Here is a 15,011-nt window from a genome sequence, read left to right on the forward strand (position 1 = left end):
AAACCTCCCGCGGCGGCGTAGAGTCTCGCCACGGCCCGAACGGGCCACCTTTTTATCCACGTCGGCCCGGAGCCTGCCTGTGACCCTTCGCAATCCCAAGATGCTGCTGTTGACCCTGGCCGTGAGCGCCGCGCTGACCGGCTGCAACAAGCCCGAGAACGCCGCGCCCGCCGCCGACGCCGCCAAGCCCGCGCCGGCCGCCGCCCCGGCCGCAGCGCCCGCCGAGCTGAAGCTCGACACCAGCAAGCTGCCGACCTACAACGCCTTCAGCATCAACGACCTCGACGCCGGCAAGAACGCCTGCGACGACTTCAACGGCTACGTCAACGGCAAGTGGCTGGCCGCCAACGAGATTCCCAAGGACCGCAGCAGCTGGGGCGCGTTCTCGATCCTGGACGAGCGCTCGGTGGCCGTGCAGCACCAGTTGGCCGAACAGGCCGCCGCCGCCGCCAACCCGCAGGGCGTGGAGAAGATCGTCGGCGACTTCTGGTCCTCGGGCATGGACGACGCCAAGATCAACGCCCAGGGCATCGAGCCGCTGAAGGCCGACCTGGCCGCGATCGACGGCCTCAAGGACGGCCCGGCGATCGCCGACTACCTGCGCCAGAGCGCGGCCAAGGGCGAGAACGGCCTGTTCGGCTTCGGCGCCGAGGCCGACTTCAAGAATTCGACGATGAACATGGCCTACGCCATGCAGGGCGGCCTCGGCCTGCCCGACCGCAGCTACTACGTCGACGCCGACAAGCAGGACAAGCTCAAGGCCTACCAGGCGCACGTGGCCAAGGTGCTGGAGCTGGCCGGCGTGCCGGCCGCCGACGCGGCCAAGCAGGCGCAGGACGTGGTGGCGCTGGAGACCCGCCTGGCCAAGGTGTCCAAGTCCAGCGAGCAGCTCTCGCGCGACGCCGAGCTGGCCTACAACCCGGTCACCCCGGCCGAGGCCGACAAGCTGACCCCGAACTTCCCCTGGACCAAGTTCTTCGAATCGCAGGGCGTGGCCGTGCCGGAGAAGTTCTCGCTGGCGATCCCCGCCTTCCACCAGGAAGTGAGCAAGGCGCTGGGCGACACCGACCCGTCGGTGTGGCGCGCCTACCTGCGCTTCCACACCGTGGACAGCGCCTCGCCGTACCTCAGCGATGCCTTCGCCCAGGAAAACTTCGCCTTCTACGGCAAGGAGCTCAACGGCCAGGCCGAGATGAAGCCGCGCTGGAAGCGCGTGCTCGGCAGCATCGAGAACGGCGCCGGCGAGGCGATGGGCCAGATGTACGTCAAGGTCGCGTTCTCGGCCGACGACAAGGCCAAGATGCAGCAGCTGGTGGAGAACCTGAGCCAGGCGCTGAAGGCGCGCCTGGAAAAGCTGACCTGGATGAGCGATGAGACCAAGGCCAAGGCCCTGGAGAAGTGGAAGACCTTCACCCCGAAGATCGGCTACCCGGACAAGTGGCGCGACTACAGCAGCCTGACCACCAAGCGCGACAGCTACCTGGACAACGTGCGCGCCGCCACCGCGTTCAACTACAAGTACAACCTGAGCAAGATCGGCAAGCCGGTGGACAAGACCGAGTGGGGCATGACCCCGCAGACGGTCAACGCCTACTACAACCCGCTGCAGAACGAGATCGTGTTCCCGGCGGCGATCCTGCAGCCGCCGTTCTTCGACCCCAAGGCCGACGACGCGTTCAACTACGGCGGCATCGGCGCGGTGATCGGCCACGAAATGACCCACGGCTACGACGACCAGGGCGCGCGCTTCGGGCCGACCGGCAACTTCGAGAACTGGTGGACCCCGGCCGACGCCAAGAAGTTCTCCGCGCTCACCGGCAAGCTGGTGCAGCAGTTCGACGGCTATGAAGTGGACGGCAAGCACGTCAACGGCAAGCTGACCCTGGGCGAGAACATCGCCGACCTGGGCGGCATCACCACCGCCTACGACGCCATGAAGAAGGCCACCGAGGGCAAGGACGACCCGAAGGTCGGCGGCATGAGCCGCGACCAGAACTTCTTCATCAACTGGGCCACCGTGTGGCGCACCAAGTACACCCCGCAGAACGCGATGGTGCGCCTGACCACCGACCCGCACGCCCCGGCGCAGTTCCGCGCGATCGGCGCGCCGTCGAACCTGGAGGCCTTCGCCACCGCGTTCCAGTGCAAGCCGGGCGCGCCGATGGTGCGCAGCGGCGACAAGCGCGTGGTGATCTGGTAAGCGACGGCGTCACCGCCGTTCCGCGAAAAGGCCCGGCATGTCCGGGCCTTTTCTTTGCGTGGGCGCCCCTCCCTGAATCCGGTTGGGCGGTGGACGCACGTCATCGCCACAGTTGCACACCGCGGCTTGTTAAACTCCGCCGACTTTAATCCTGACCGGATGCGTTCCCGATGCCCAATGCCCGTCCGCTTGCCCTCGCCGTCGCCCTCGGCCTGATCGCCCTCGCCTCCGCCGCCGATGCCGCGCCCAAGAAGAAGCGCGCCGCCGCGCCCAAGGCCCCGCCGATCAGCGCCGCCTGCAGCGACTTCTACGACGATGCCAACGCCGACTGGCTGAAGCAGAACCCGGTGCCGCAGACCGGCGCGGTCACCGCGCTGGGCCAGCTCGCCGAGCGTGCGCAGCAACAGCAGCGCGACCTGCTCGACGCCTCCATGCAGTCGCCGCAGAACGCGGTGCAGAAGGCGCTGGGCGACTTCTGGGCCAGCGGCCTGGACGAGGCCGCGGTGGAGAAGGACGGATCCAACCCGATCGCGCCGCTGCTCAGCCGCATCGATGCGATCAAGAAGGCCAAGGACGTGCCGGCCTCGATCGCCGCGCTGCACCAGATCGGCATCCCGGTCGCGTTCAACTTCGGCGCCGACGTCGACCTGAAGGCGCTGGACCGCCACATCGGCTACTTCATGCAGGGCGGCATGGGCCTGCCCGACCCGGCCTTCTACACCCGTACCGACGCCGACACCATGGCGCTGATGGGCCGCTACCGCACCTACGTCAAGCAGATCCTGACCCTGACCGGCACCCCGGCCGACCGGCTCGAGGCCGACGCGCAGTCGGTGCTGCAGATCGAGACCGCGCTGGCGCGCAGCGCCAAGTCGCTGGCCGGCATCAACAACCCGTTCAACAACTACGCGCCGATCTCGACCAAGGAGTTGAACAAGCAGTACCGCAACCTGCAGCTCGACGCCTTCCTCAAGGCCCAGGGCGTCAACGACGACCTGGTGTCGATGGCCGACCCGGACATGTTCAAGCAGCTCGACGGCATGATCGTCAGCATCAAGCCCGAGCAGTGGAAGGCCTACCTGCGCTGGCGCGTGGGCGATGCGATGGCGCCGTACCTGTCCAAGAGCTTCCGCGACGCCAGCTTCGAGTTCCGCGGCCGCGTGCTGCAGGGCCAGGTCGCACCGCCGCCGCGCTGGGCGCAGGTGCTGGACGCGATCAACGTCGCCGCCGGCCCGATGCTCGGCCGCGAGTACGTGGCCCGCTACCTGTCGGCCGACACCCGCCGCCAGGCCGAGACCATCGCCGACCAGGTGCGCGACGCGCAGATCGCCGCGGTCAAGCGCAGCACCTGGCTGAGCGAGCCGGCGCGCACCGAGGCGCAGGCCAAGCTGGCCGCGCTGAAGATCGAAGTCGGTGCGCCGCGCCGCGACCTCGACTACACCGTGCAGCCGATGGGCCGCGGCAGCTTCGGTGGCAACATGCTGATCGCCTCCACCTGGCGTCACCGCGAGGAGATGAAGCGCATCGGCAAGGGCAACGCCGACCGCCGCTGGGACGTGCTGCCGCAGCAGCCGGCGCTGACCTACGACATCGCCCAGAACCGCCTGATCGTCACCGCCGCGGTGCTGCAGCCGCCGGTGTACGCGGCCGGCGGCGACGCCGCGGCGCTGTACGGCGCCTATGGCGCGATGGTCGCGCACGAGCTGATCGGCGCCATCGACAGCAAGGGCAGCCAGGTCGACGCGCAGGGCCAGTTGCGCAACTGGTGGACCCCGGAAGACAAGAGCGCCTGGAACGCGCTGGCGGCCCGCACCGCCGCCCAGTACGGCGCCTACGACTTCCCCGGCGTGAAGGGCGCCAAGGTCAACGGCCCGCTGACCCAGGACGAGGACCTGACCGACATCGGCAGCGTCGAACTGGCGTGGCAGGCCTACAGCGCCGCACAGCCGGCGGCCAGCGAGGCCGGCAAGCAGGCGTTCTACAAGGCCTGGGCCGGCCTGTGGGCGCAGCAACTGTCGCCGACCGACGCCGTGCAGCGGGTCACCGCCGACGTGCACGCACCCGGCCGCTGGCGCACCAACGGCGCGCTGGCCAACCTGCCCGCCTTCGCCGCGACCTTCACCTGCAAGCCCGGCCAGCCGATGGTGCGCAGCGAGGCCGAACAGATCCACCTGTGGCCGTGAGCTGGTGCCGGCACTAGCCGGCCCAGCGCACAGCACGACGGCGCGGGCAACCGCGCCGTCGTGCGTTCAGGGGTGGGAAAATCGTCTGCCCCTCTCCCACCGGGGCGACAGGGCACGGGGTGCGCGCCACTGGCGCGCGTGCCCTGGAGCGCCCGCGTCGCAAGCGCGGGCCGGGGCGCGAAGCGGGGGTTGGGGTGAGGGTACGGCGCGCGAAGCGCCGGCACCGTGCTGACAATACGAGGCTCCGCCCGTACCCTCATCCGCCCCTGCGGGGCACCTTCCCCCGCAAAAGGGGGCCATGGTCCCGACGGGAGAAGGGAAAAGCCGATTGCCCCGCGCGCGCCGCGTGGGGTTGCACTTGCCTATGCGGTCGGTGCGCTCAGCGCACGATGCGCGGGCGCGGCGGCTTGCGCTTGCCGAACGGCGGCTGGCCGCGCCAGTAGCGGATCATCAGCCAACCGAACAGCATGCCGCCCAGATGCGCGAAATGCGCCACGCCCGGCTGCCAGCCGGTGAAGCCCATCAGCAGTTCCAGCGCGCCGAACACGATCACGAAGGTGCGCGCCTTCATCGGGATCGGCGGGAACAGCAGCACCACCCGCTGGTTCGGAAACAGCATGCCGAAAGCCAGCAGCAGGCCGAAGATGCCGCCGGAGGCGCCCACGACCGGAAGCGGCTGCATGCCGTTGCTGACCATCCACCAGCCGACCAGCAACTGGCACAGGCCGGCGCCGACCACGCAGACCAGGTAGTAGGTCAGGAAGCGCTTTTCGCGCCAGGTCTGTTCCAGCGGACTGCCAAACATGTACAGGGCAAACATGTTGAACAGCAGGTGCATGAAGTCGTCGTGCAGGAAGCCGTAGGTCAGCAACTGCCAGATCTGGAAGTTCTGCCCGGGCGAGAACGCATCGAACGCACCGATCGGCCACAGCATGAAGGGCTCGAAGGTGTCCATGCCGAACAGCATCTGCAGCAGGAACACCACGACGTTGCCGATCAGCAGCGCTTGGGTGACGGGCGGAAGTCTGGGAAACATGGTCGGGTCCGTGGCAACTGCCCCCATCATAGCCGCTCGCTGGAAACTGCACTCCAACCGGCGCGGCGGCATTCCACGACCAACGCTTCTCTTCCAAGAAGTTGCGAGCGCGGTGCGCCGAAGAGACAGATGATGGCGCGGGGGAAGCCTTGCGCAGTCAACAGGCAGCATGCGCTTCGCGCCCTACCCTCACCCCAACCCCTCTCCCGCAGGGAGAGGGGCTTAGCGTTCCCTTCTCCCCTTGGGAGAAGGTGCCCCGCAGGGGCGGATGAGGGTCCGGGCGCAGCCTCGCGCAGTTGAAACACCGCATGCGCTTCGCGCCCCTACCCTCACCCCAACCCCTCTCCCACAGGGAGAGGGGCTTAGCGTTCCCTTCTCCCCTCGGGAGAAGGTGCCCCGCAGGGGCGGATGAGGGTGCGCGCGCAGCCTCGTGCAGTTGAAACACCGCATGCGCTTCGCGCCCCAACCCTCACCCCAACCCCTCTCCCGAAGGGAGAGTGACTTAGCGTTCCCTTCTCCCCTCGGGAGAAGGTGCCCCGAAGGGGCGGATGAGGGTCCGGGCGCAGCCTCGCGCAGTTGAAACACCGCATGCGCTTCGCGCCCCTACCCTCACCCCAACCCCTCTCCCGGAGGGAGAGGGGCTAAGCCATTCACAGCTGGCCTCTTCTGCTCTTTGAGACACGGGCCGCCGCAGTTCCGGTACGCCTCGCTACCTAGGCCCCCACACTTCGGCATCGAGATCCCGCGCCGGCTTAGGCCCGCGCTTCACCCGCCCACCCTGCACCACCACGCCTTCGGCGCGCAGGCGTTGGCATTGTTCGCGATAGCCACGCGAGCCTTCGGGAAAGGCGATGCGACCGTCGCTGCGCAGCACCCGGTGCCAGGGCAGCGCGGCGTCGGTGTTGCCGCCGAGCAGGCGCGCCACCAGCCGCGCGCGACCCGGCAACCCAGCCAGCACCGCCACCTCGCCATAGCCGCGCACCTGGCCCGGGGGGATCGCCCGGATCGTCGCCAGGATCCGCGCATGCGCTTCGGTGGCCGCCGTCGTTGCGGCCGTTGCCGATGCCGTCTCTGCGGGCGGCCGCCGTGGACTCATGCCGGCCGCGCCCGCACCGGCCGCGACACCAGCAGCACCCCGCCCAGCACCAGCACGGTGCCGGCGATCTGCCACGGCCCCATCGCCTCGCCCAGCAGCAGCACGCTGAGCACGATGGTCGAGACCGGGCCGAGCATGCCGATCTGCGACGCCAGTGCCGAGCCGATGCGCTGCACCGCCAGCATCGTCGCCAGCACCGGCACCGCCGTGCACAGCGTGCCGTTGAGCAGCGACAGCGCGTACACCGGCGCCGGCAGGGCCAGCGCGTGCAACGGCCGCAGCAGCAGGAACTGCGCGATGCACAGCGCGCAGGCGACCAGGCTGGCGTAGGCGGTCAACCGCACCGCACCGACCCGCGCCACCAGTTGGCCGCTGCCCACCAGATAGGCGGCATAGGCCAGCGCGCTGCCGAACACCAGCAGGCTGCCCCAGGCAGTACGCGCGCCGCCGATGCGCAGGTCGTGACCGAACGCCAGCAGCACGCCCAGATAGCTCAAACCCAGCGCCCACAGCTGGCGCCGCTGCGGCCGTCGCCGCCACAGCAGGACGCCGATCAGCAGCACCAGAGTCGGGGTGAGATAGAGGATCAGCCGCTCCAGGGTCGCGGTGATGTAGGCCAGGCCGAGGAAATCCAGGAAGCTGGCCAGGTAGTAGCCGAGGACGCCCAGGACGACGATCCGCCAACGGTCGCCCGCCTGCAGCGGCGGCGCGCGGCGCGCCGCCCACAGCGCCATCGCCGCGAAGCACGGCAGCGCCACCAGCATGCGCAAGGCCAGCAGGGTCACCGCATCGACGCCGTAGCGGTAGCCGAGCTTGACGATGATGGCCTTGCCGGAAAACGCGATCGCGCCACCCGCGGCGAGCAGCACGCCGCCAAGGCTGGCCTGTGTACCGGAGGAAGCGACGGCGGCGGACGTGCCGGGCGCGCTCATCGCGCAGCGCCGCGGCAGGGAGAAGAGGACACGTGCATGCCGCCATTCTACGGCGCCGCAGCCGACCAGCCGTCGGATCGCCGCGGCTTCAGCGCATCAGCACCACTTCCTCGGCCGAGGTCGGATGGATCGCCACGGTGTCCTCCAGCTGCTGCTTGGTCACGCCCAGCTTCAACGCCACCGCGAACCCCTGCAAGATCTCGTCGGCGCCGTCGCCGAGCAGGTGGACGCCGACCACGCGCTCCTCGGCGCCGACGCACACCAGCTTGAACAGGCTGCGCTGCGGCGAGTCGGCCAGCGCCTGCAGCATCGGCCGGAAGTTGCTGCGGTACACCGTCACCGCATCGGCACCATAGCGTTCGCGCGCCTGTTCCTCGCCCTGCCCCACCTGGCCCAGCGGCGGGTGCGAGAACACCACGCTGGGGACGTTCTCGTAATCCAGCCGCGCCTGCGGCCGGTCGCCGAACACGCGGTCCATCAGCTTGCGTCCGGCGGCGATCGCCACCGGGGTCAGGCCGACCTTGCCGGCCACGTCGCCGATCGCATACAGCCCCGGCACGTCGGTGTTCTGGTAGGCGTCCACCACGATCTCGTGCTTGTCGCCCAGGCGCACGCCCAGCGCTTCCAGGCCGAGGTCGCGCGTGTTGGGCCGGCGCCCGATCGCGAAGAACACCTTGTCGACGGTCTCGCCAGATTGTCCCTGCGCATCGACCACGCACACGCCCTCGCCGCTGCGACGCAGGGCGCTGGCGCGATACCCGAAATGCAGTCGCACACCCTGGTGGCGCAGATTGTCGGCGAGCTGCCGCGCCAGTTCCGCGTCGAACCGCTCCAGCAGGCGCTCGCCCTGCACGTACAGCTCCACCCGGCTGCCCAGCGCCTGCAACAGCCCGGCCAGCTCCACCGCGATGTAGCCGCCGCCGACGATCGCCACCCGCGGCGGCGCCTCGCACAGATTGAAGAAGTCGTCCGAGACCAGGCCTAGCTCGGCGCCGTCGATATCCGGCCGCAGCGCGTGCGCGCCGGTGGCGATCACCACGTGCCTGGCGCTGACGCGCACGCCGTCGTCGCATGCGACGGTGTGCGCATCGACCAGCCGGCCGCGCCGCGGAATCAGCACCACGCCGTCGGCATCCAGCCGGCGCCGGTAGCTGGCGTGGATGTTGCCGATGTAGCCCTGGCGATGCGCCACCAGCTCCGCCCACGACAGCGTGGCCTCGGGAATGGAGAAGCCGACCGCGCGCGCCAGGTCGATGCGCTCGACCAGGTCCGCCGCCAGCCACATCGCCTTCTTCGGCACGCAGCCGACATTGACGCAGGTGCCGCCGAGCGCGCTCGGCTCCAGGATCGCCACGCGCGCGCCGTGGCTGGCGGCACGGAACGCGGTGGCCAGACCACCGGAACCGCCGCCCAGCACCAGCAGGTCGTAATCGCGGATCGCCCCGTTCACGGCGCACGCTCGGCGCGCGGCGGGGTCGCATCGGGCGCGGCGCGGTGCGCGCGGTTCACATCGTCCATCGGCTGTCCTGTCGCATGTCTCGGTCGCCGCGAAGCATGCCATGGGCGACCGCGCGGCAGATGTGAGGACGCCGCTGCAGCGACTGCGCTCAGGCCGCGTCGCGGCGGCGCATCGGCTGCCAGCGCAGATAGCTGGCCGAGCGCCACAGCCACTCCACCGGGCCGAAGCGGAACCGCTGCAACCACCAGTGCGAGAGCGCCACCTGCAGCGCGAACAGCGCGACCGCGAACGGGATCTGCCAGGCGCGCGGCAACCGCTCGAAGTAACCGAAGCCATAGCCATAGAACAGCGTGGTGCACACCAGCGACTGCAGCAGGTAGTTGCTCAGCGCCATGCGCCCGGCCGGCGCCAGCCACTGCAGCGCCGGTGCGGCGCGCACCAGCCAGGCCGCATAGCCCAGCGCCATCAGCCCGCCGGCGACGCTGGCCAGGGCGTAGGCAAAGGTCAGGCGCAGATCCAGCCGCGCCGGGTCCATCCACGGCTCCAGCCGGAAGCTCAGCAGCATCAGCAGCAGGCCCAGCGGCAGCACGCCCCAGCGCAACACCGCGAGCAGCCGCGGGAAGCGCTGCGGTTGCGCGGCCAGGCCGCTGCGCACGCACCAGGCACCGAGCAGGAACATGCCGAAGATGGTCGGCGCATTGAACAGCAGCCCGCTCAGCGATTCGACCAGGTCGCGCGCGCGCTGCGCGGTGGCCTGGGCGTAGCTGCCGTGGCCGAACACCGCGCGCTGCTGCGCCAGCGCCGCGGCGCCGTGCTGCGCCTGCTCGGCCATCTCGCGGTGCCACTGCGCCGCACCGTGCGGATCGGCCTGCGCCGCCCAGGCGGCCGCGCCGATCAACAGCCACAGCGCCGGTGCGAACAGGTACACCACCAGCGCCATCCCCGGCAGCCAGCGCGTGGGCGCCTCGCGGAACGCCAGCAGCATGAACGCCAGCAGCGCGTAGCTCACCAGGATGTCACCGGACCACAGCAGCACGGCATGCAGCAGGCCGATCAGCAACAGCCCCGCGCTGCGGCGCAGGAAGAAGCCACCGAACGGCCGCCGCGCGGTCTCGGCGCGCTGCGCCATCACCGCAAAGCCCATGCCGAACAGCAGCGAGAACAAGGTGTAGAACTTGCCCTGCACCAGGATGTAGACCAGCGCGTCGGCGATGCGGTCGGCACCGCGCAGCGCCGGATCCAGGCCGGTCATCGCCGCGTCCAGCGGCCCGACGAAGCCCTCGATGTTCATCAGCAGGATGCCCAGCAGGGCGAAGCCGCGCAGCACGTCCAGGATGGCGATGCGCTCGGCCGGCGCGACAGGCTGCAACACGGGGGCGGAAGAAGCCAAGGCGGGCACCGGACGGAAGGCCGGCGAATGTCCCCTCGCCGCGATCAGGAAGGCCGCCGGCATCCGCGGCGGCGCGACGGCGCCGCTGCGCGCGGCGCCAGGGCTGGCGGCACCGGCGCGACCGGCACCGCCGCCAACGCACTCAGTGGTGGTGGCCGCCGTCGCCGTGCACGTGGCCGTGCTCGATCTCTTCGGCGCTGGCCTCGCGCACGTCGACGATTTCCACGTCGAAGTGCAGGTCCTTGCCGGCCATCGGGTGGTTGAGGTCGACATCGACCACGCTCATGCCGACCTTCTGCACGGTGACCGCGCGCGGGCCGAAGTTGGTCTGCAGCACCACCTGGCTCCCCGGCTGCAGCTTGGCCGCGCCGAAATGCTTCTTCGGCACGCGCTGGCTCAGGCCCTCGCGGTATTCGCCGTAGGCGTCCTTGGCGGCCACGTCGACGCCGAAGCTGTCGCCGGCGGCCTTGTCCATCATCGCGTTCTCCAGGCCCGGGATGATGTTGCCGTGGCCGACCAGGATCACCAGCGGATCGCGGTCCTTGGAGCTTTCGATCGGTTCTTGACCGACTTCCGAAACGGTGTAGTGGAAACGGACGACGCGGTCTTTTTCGATCTTCATGTGCACTCTGCGCTGTGGCTGCCGGGGGCAGACGGGATGGGCGGCTTGTCGGCCGCCGGGAGCGCCGCCATGATGGCGGCCTTCTGAGGTCGCGCATTATCCCGGCTCCATGCACAACACGCCAGTTTCGCCGCGCGGCCGCCGCGCGTTCCCGTGGTGGCTTCCGCTGCTGTGCGCCGCGGCGCTGGCGGCCTGCGGACGCCACGAGGTCCGCCACACCCGGCCAGCACCGGTGACGGTGCGCGAATGGCCGCAGGTGGCACCGGCCGACCCGGGCGCGGCCAACGCGGTGCTGATGCGCGCGCTGGGCCTGGTCGGTACCCCCTACCGTTACGGCGGCAACACCCCCGAATCCGGGTTCGACTGCAGCGGCCTGGTCGCCTACGTCTACCGCGACATGCTCGACCTGCGGCTGCCGCGCACCTCGCGCGAACTGGCCGCGGTGCAGGGACCGCGGATCGACCCGCAGCGCCTGAGCACCGGGGATCTGGTGTTCTTCGGCAGCGCAGGAAACGTGACGCACGTCGGAATCTATGTCGGTGAAGGCCGCTTCGTGCACGCCCCCAGCACCGGCGGGACGGTGCGCCTGGATTCGCTGGACGGGGCCTACTGGCGGGACCATTACACGGGCGCAAAACGGGTTTTGCGCTGAATTGTGATTTCACCCACATTCATAATTACGAAAATTTAACCTTATTTGAACTTCCTATTTCTGTCTACAAGGCATGATCCCCCATCGTTTTATTTTGTGATCCAAGCGTGACGACCGAAGCCCAGACCTCTCCAGGCAAGCCCGCCGTTCCCCGCCGGACCGCTTTCCGCCTCTTCTGCACCGCCTCGCTCTGTTTCTTGGCCCTCCCGGCCCTGGCTCAGACCGCTCCCGCCGACACCGTCGTCCCGGAAGCGATCGCGACCGTCGCCCCCGCCCCCGCCCCCGCCCCGGCCCAGGTCGGCGCCGCGGCGACCACCGCCCCGGTGACCGCACAGACCTCCACTTCCGTCGCCTCGGCCAAGCCGGCCGCCGCCGCCCAGGCGCCCGCGCCGACGCGCAGCAAGGCCGACGCTGCCGCCAGCGCCACGCTGGCCGCCCTGCTGCCGCACCTGGCCGCCAACGACACCATTCCGCTGATGGACCGCTCGGCCATGTTCGCCGGCGACATCAGCCGCCTGCTGGCCAACTACGACGTGTCCCAGCCGGTCCCGCGCGAAGGCGTGGTCCCGGGCGGCGACAAGGTCCAGTCCGTGCTCAAGCGCGCCATGGCGCTGCTGGGCACCCCGTACCGCTGGGGCGGCGAGGACACCGAAGGCTTCGACTGCAGCGGCCTGGTCGGCTACGTGTTCCGCACCGCGCTGGGCATCGAGCTGCCGCGCGTGTCGCGCGAGATGGCCCGCGAGGCCAACGCCCAACTGATCAAGGACCGCGACGCGCTGGCGCCGGGCGACCTGGTGTTCTTCGGCCGCAAGGGCCGCGTCGACCACGTCGGCCTGTACGTCGGCGAGGGCCGCTTCCTGCACGCCCCCAGCCGCGGCAAGGACGTGCGCGTGGATACGCTGACCTCCGGCTACTGGGGCGAGAAGTTCGTGCAGGCGCGCCGCGTGGCGATGTAAGCCGCTTCGTTCGCAGACATAAGGAAAGGCCGCTGGCGACAGCGGCCTTTTTTATTGCGGCCGGTGGTGTCGCCGGATTCCGCTGCGGTTCCGCCCTGCCCGGCTGGGCGTCATCGCCGCTGTCCGCGTCGCCCGCCGGCACGCTACGCTGGCGGGCCTTGATCGCGTCACCGGGACTTCGATGCCACCACGCCCCTCGCCCGCCCTGCAGTCATGCCGTGCCGATGATGACCAGCGCCGCCGGGTCGCGTCCTGGCCGCTGTTGCAGGCGCTGCGCTGATGCCGGCCAGGCATACCCTGCCAACGCCCGCCCAGGCGCTGGCGATCGCGCAATCGCTGCTGTCCACCCGCTATGCCGGCGCGGCGTTCGGCTTCGCCGCCGGCTCGATCCTGCGCGGCGAAGGCACGCACTTGTCCGATCTCGATCTGGTCGTGGTCTATGACGGCCTGCCGGCGGCGCGCCGCGAATCGTTCCTGGCCGAGGGCGTGCCGGTCGAGGCCTTCGTGCACGATCCAGGCACCCTCGCCTGGTTCGTCGATGAAGACGCCGCGCGCGGCCGTCCCAGTTTGCTGCACATGATCGCCGAGGGCCGCATCGTCGGCACCGCGACGGACGCAGCACGGACCTTGCAACACCAAGTCGCCGCGCGGCTGCAGGCCGGACCGCCGCCATTGACGCAGGCGCAACTGGACGCGCTGCGCTACGAGATCACCGACCTGGTCGACGACCTGTGCGGCAAGCGCAGCGCCGCCGAGATCGTCGCGATCGGCGCCTTGCTGCATCCGCGCCTGGCGGAGCTGGCGCTGCGCGGACGCGGCCACTGGTACGGCAGCGGCAAGTGGGTGCCGCGCCTGCTGGCACGGGTGGATCACGCGTTGAGCGAGCGCTTCGACCAGGCCTTCTCCACGCTGTTCGCCAGCGCCGACTGCGCGCCGGTACTGGCGCTGGCGCAGCAGGAACTGGCCGCGCACGGCGGCCGCCTGTTCGACGGCGACTGCCGCACGGCGCCGGCGGACTGGCGCGCCTGAGCCAGCGCGCGGGCGCGTGCCCTCAGCCGTGGTAGTGGGCGATGGTGTCCTCAATGCCCTTGCTCAGTTCCATCACCTTCTGCGCGTACTCGGCCAGGCGATGGTCTTCCGGCGTGTCCGGATGCCAGGCCGGGACCGCGGTCGGGCGGCCTTCGACGCCGTCCAGGGCCACGAACACGATGATGCAATGGGTGCACAGGCGCGGTTCGCCGCCCATCGGATCGCGGGCGCGCACCTCGATGGCGAAATGCATGCTGCTGGTGCCGGTATGGACCAGCTTGGCGCTGACCGTGACCATGTCGCTGATGCGGATCGGCGAAACGAAGCGGATGCCGCCCACCGCCACGGTCACGCTGTAGTGGCCGCTCCAGCCCACCGCAGCGGCGTAGCCGACCTGGTCGATCCACTTCATCACCACGCCGCCGTGGACCTTGCCGCCATAGTTGACGTCGATCGGCTCGGCCAGGAAGCGGAAGGTCAGTTCGCGTTGCGTGCCGCTCATCGGGAATCCATGCAGGGGAAGGAGGCGGCAGTCTGCCATGCGCCGCTGCCACCAATCGCAACGGCGCCGCAATGGCCTGTCGCCGCAGACGCACTGGCGGCCGGCGTCGTCGGCTACGTCGCGGCCGGCGCCAGGTTGTCGCGCTTGCGGATGCACAGCCACGGGAAATGCGGCTGGCGCCAACGCAGCGCGCGCAGGCAGCGTGCGGACCAGCGGCGTGGGTCGAACAGCCGGCGCAGCACGATGCCGTCCAGCGTCGCGTCGGTGTGCTGGTGGTAGTGCTGCGCCAGTTCGGCGCAGCCCAGGTCGCCGAAGTAGCGCAGGCTGCGCGCGGCACTGGCCTGGGCCTGCTCGGCGTCGGCGTAGAACGGGCTGTCGAGGATATGCAGTTCGCCATCGTGCTGCAGCAACTGCAGCAGATGCGCGATCAGCGCGCGGGGATCGGCGAAATACTGCAGGCACGCCGGCACCACCACGACATCGAACCGCTGTGGCGGCAGCGGCAATCGCAGGATGTCGCCGGCGATGAAGCTCAACCGCGGCGCGTCGGCGAACACCCGCGCCGCCTGCGCCAGTTCGATGCGATTGACGTCGACGCCGCACACCTCGCGCTGCAGGCCGCTGGCCAGGCGATGCGACAACCAGCCGTTGCCGCAGCCCAGTTCCAGCAGCGGACCGTCGCCGCCGCGCGCGCGCAGGTGGCGCAGCAGGCGCCGGCACGATTCGGCACGCACCCGCCATTCGTGACTGGCGCCGAGCGCGCCGGGCGGCTGCGGCAGCGCGCGCACCTGGGCGTCGCTGTAGAGCCGGCCTTCGCGGCGGCGCACCTCGAGATAGCGCTGCTCGAACGGGTCGTCCGGCAACGCGTCGTGCACCAGCACGCCCTCGTGGAGCGCAAGCCCCGGCAACCGCAGCAACTGCGCGCGCAGGCTCTCTGCGGGCGTCCTCACGGCC

At 70.1% G+C, this 15,011-nt stretch carries 13 protein-coding genes; 5 read left to right on the forward strand and 8 right to left on the reverse strand.

Going from position 1 to position 15,011, the window contains the following annotated elements; all coding sequences use genetic code 11:
* The first annotated feature begins 100 nt into the window (after window positions 1–100).
* Entirely contained in the window at window positions 101–2,200 is a 2,100-nt protein-coding gene (locus PG878_RS14240; RefSeq protein ID WP_209031939.1) for a M13 family metallopeptidase, read from the forward strand.
* Between the two features lie 170 nt (window positions 2,201–2,370).
* The gene (locus tag PG878_RS14245) at window positions 2,371–4,383 is read left to right on the forward strand and encodes a M13 family metallopeptidase (protein WP_209031888.1); all 2,013 of its coding nucleotides are present in this window, start codon (window positions 2,371–2,373) and stop codon (window positions 4,381–4,383) included.
* 379 nt (window positions 4,384–4,762) lie between these two features.
* Here the strand turns inward: PG878_RS14245 and PG878_RS14250 are convergent, their stop codons facing one another.
* The 6 genes from PG878_RS14250 to PG878_RS14275 form a co-directional block, all read right to left on the reverse strand.
* Complete coding sequence (locus tag PG878_RS14250) at window positions 4,763–5,419, reverse strand: rhomboid family intramembrane serine protease (RefSeq protein WP_209031889.1); 657 nt, start codon at window positions 5,417–5,419, stop codon at window positions 4,763–4,765.
* A 709-nt stretch (window positions 5,420–6,128) separates the two neighbouring features.
* Window positions 6,129–6,515, reverse strand: coding sequence for an MGMT family protein (locus PG878_RS14255; RefSeq protein WP_209031890.1), 387 nt, complete (start codon window positions 6,513–6,515; stop codon window positions 6,129–6,131).
* Window positions 6,512–7,447: a DMT family transporter gene (locus PG878_RS14260; RefSeq protein ID WP_209031891.1), complete on the reverse strand. Its 936-nt coding sequence runs from the start codon at window positions 7,445–7,447 to the stop codon at window positions 6,512–6,514. The genes PG878_RS14255 and PG878_RS14260 overlap by 4 nt, the downstream gene beginning before the upstream one ends.
* An 88-nt stretch (window positions 7,448–7,535) precedes the next feature.
* Window positions 7,536–8,897: a glutathione-disulfide reductase gene (gene gorA / locus PG878_RS14265; protein WP_209031892.1), complete on the reverse strand. Its 1,362-nt coding sequence runs from the start codon at window positions 8,895–8,897 to the stop codon at window positions 7,536–7,538.
* 157 nt (window positions 8,898–9,054) lie between these two features.
* Window positions 9,055–10,296: a DUF418 domain-containing protein gene (locus PG878_RS14270; protein WP_425611748.1), complete on the reverse strand. Its 1,242-nt coding sequence runs from the start codon at window positions 10,294–10,296 to the stop codon at window positions 9,055–9,057.
* Between the two features lie 142 nt (window positions 10,297–10,438).
* Window positions 10,439–10,918 carry an FKBP-type peptidyl-prolyl cis-trans isomerase gene (locus PG878_RS14275; protein ID WP_043092617.1) on the reverse strand — a complete coding sequence of 160 codons (480 nt, stop codon included), beginning with the start codon at window positions 10,916–10,918 and terminating at the stop codon, window positions 10,439–10,441.
* A 109-nt stretch (window positions 10,919–11,027) separates the two neighbouring features.
* On the opposite strand from PG878_RS14275, the gene PG878_RS14280 reads away from it, so the two are divergent.
* From PG878_RS14280 to PG878_RS14290, 3 genes are all read left to right on the forward strand, one after another.
* On the forward strand, window positions 11,028–11,570 hold the full coding sequence (locus PG878_RS14280) for a C40 family peptidase (protein WP_209031894.1): 543 nt from the start codon (window positions 11,028–11,030) through the stop codon (window positions 11,568–11,570).
* A gap of 107 nt (window positions 11,571–11,677) precedes the next feature.
* Window positions 11,678–12,526: a C40 family peptidase gene (locus PG878_RS14285; RefSeq protein WP_209031895.1), complete on the forward strand. Its 849-nt coding sequence runs from the start codon at window positions 11,678–11,680 to the stop codon at window positions 12,524–12,526.
* Window positions 12,527–12,805: 279 nt separating this feature from the next.
* Complete coding sequence (locus tag PG878_RS14290; RefSeq protein ID WP_209031896.1) at window positions 12,806–13,555, forward strand: nucleotidyltransferase domain-containing protein; 750 nt, start codon at window positions 12,806–12,808, stop codon at window positions 13,553–13,555.
* A gap of 22 nt (window positions 13,556–13,577) precedes the next feature.
* Here the strand turns inward: PG878_RS14290 and PG878_RS14295 are convergent, their stop codons facing one another.
* The gene (locus tag PG878_RS14295) at window positions 13,578–14,057 is read right to left on the reverse strand and encodes an acyl-CoA thioesterase (protein WP_010341292.1); all 480 of its coding nucleotides are present in this window, start codon (window positions 14,055–14,057) and stop codon (window positions 13,578–13,580) included.
* 113 nt (window positions 14,058–14,170) lie between these two features.
* Window positions 14,171–15,007, reverse strand: a complete 837-nt coding sequence (locus tag PG878_RS14300) for a class I SAM-dependent methyltransferase (protein ID WP_209031897.1) — start codon at window positions 15,005–15,007, stop codon at window positions 14,171–14,173.
* Window positions 15,008–15,011 lie beyond the last annotated feature (4 nt).

Origin of the sequence: Xanthomonas hawaiiensis (genome assembly GCF_031834635.1) — a bacterium.
Classification (GTDB): domain Bacteria; phylum Pseudomonadota; class Gammaproteobacteria; order Xanthomonadales; family Xanthomonadaceae; genus Xanthomonas_A; species Xanthomonas_A sacchari.

Bases quoted from the DNA above. Each gene is read 5' to 3' on its own strand.
- PG878_RS14240 (WP_209031939.1), top strand. From the start codon at position 101: ATGCTGCTGTTGACCCTGGCCGTGAGCGCCGCGCTGACCGGCTGCAAC.
- PG878_RS14245 (WP_209031888.1), top strand. From the start codon at position 2,371: ATGCCCAATGCCCGTCCGCTTGCCCTCGCCGTCGCCCTCGGCCTGATC.
- PG878_RS14250 (WP_209031889.1), bottom strand. From the start codon at position 5,419: ATGTTTCCCAGACTTCCGCCCGTCACCCAAGCGCTGCTGATCGGCAAC.
- PG878_RS14255 (WP_209031890.1), bottom strand. From the start codon at position 6,515: ATGAGTCCACGGCGGCCGCCCGCAGAGACGGCATCGGCAACGGCCGCA.
- PG878_RS14260 (WP_209031891.1), bottom strand. From the start codon at position 7,447: ATGAGCGCGCCCGGCACGTCCGCCGCCGTCGCTTCCTCCGGTACACAG.
- PG878_RS14275 (WP_043092617.1), bottom strand. From the start codon at position 10,918: ATGAAGATCGAAAAAGACCGCGTCGTCCGTTTCCACTACACCGTTTCG.
- PG878_RS14280 (WP_209031894.1), top strand. From the start codon at position 11,028: ATGCACAACACGCCAGTTTCGCCGCGCGGCCGCCGCGCGTTCCCGTGG.
- PG878_RS14290 (WP_209031896.1), top strand. From the start codon at position 12,806: ATGCCGGCCAGGCATACCCTGCCAACGCCCGCCCAGGCGCTGGCGATC.
- PG878_RS14295 (WP_010341292.1), bottom strand. From the start codon at position 14,057: ATGAGCGGCACGCAACGCGAACTGACCTTCCGCTTCCTGGCCGAGCCG.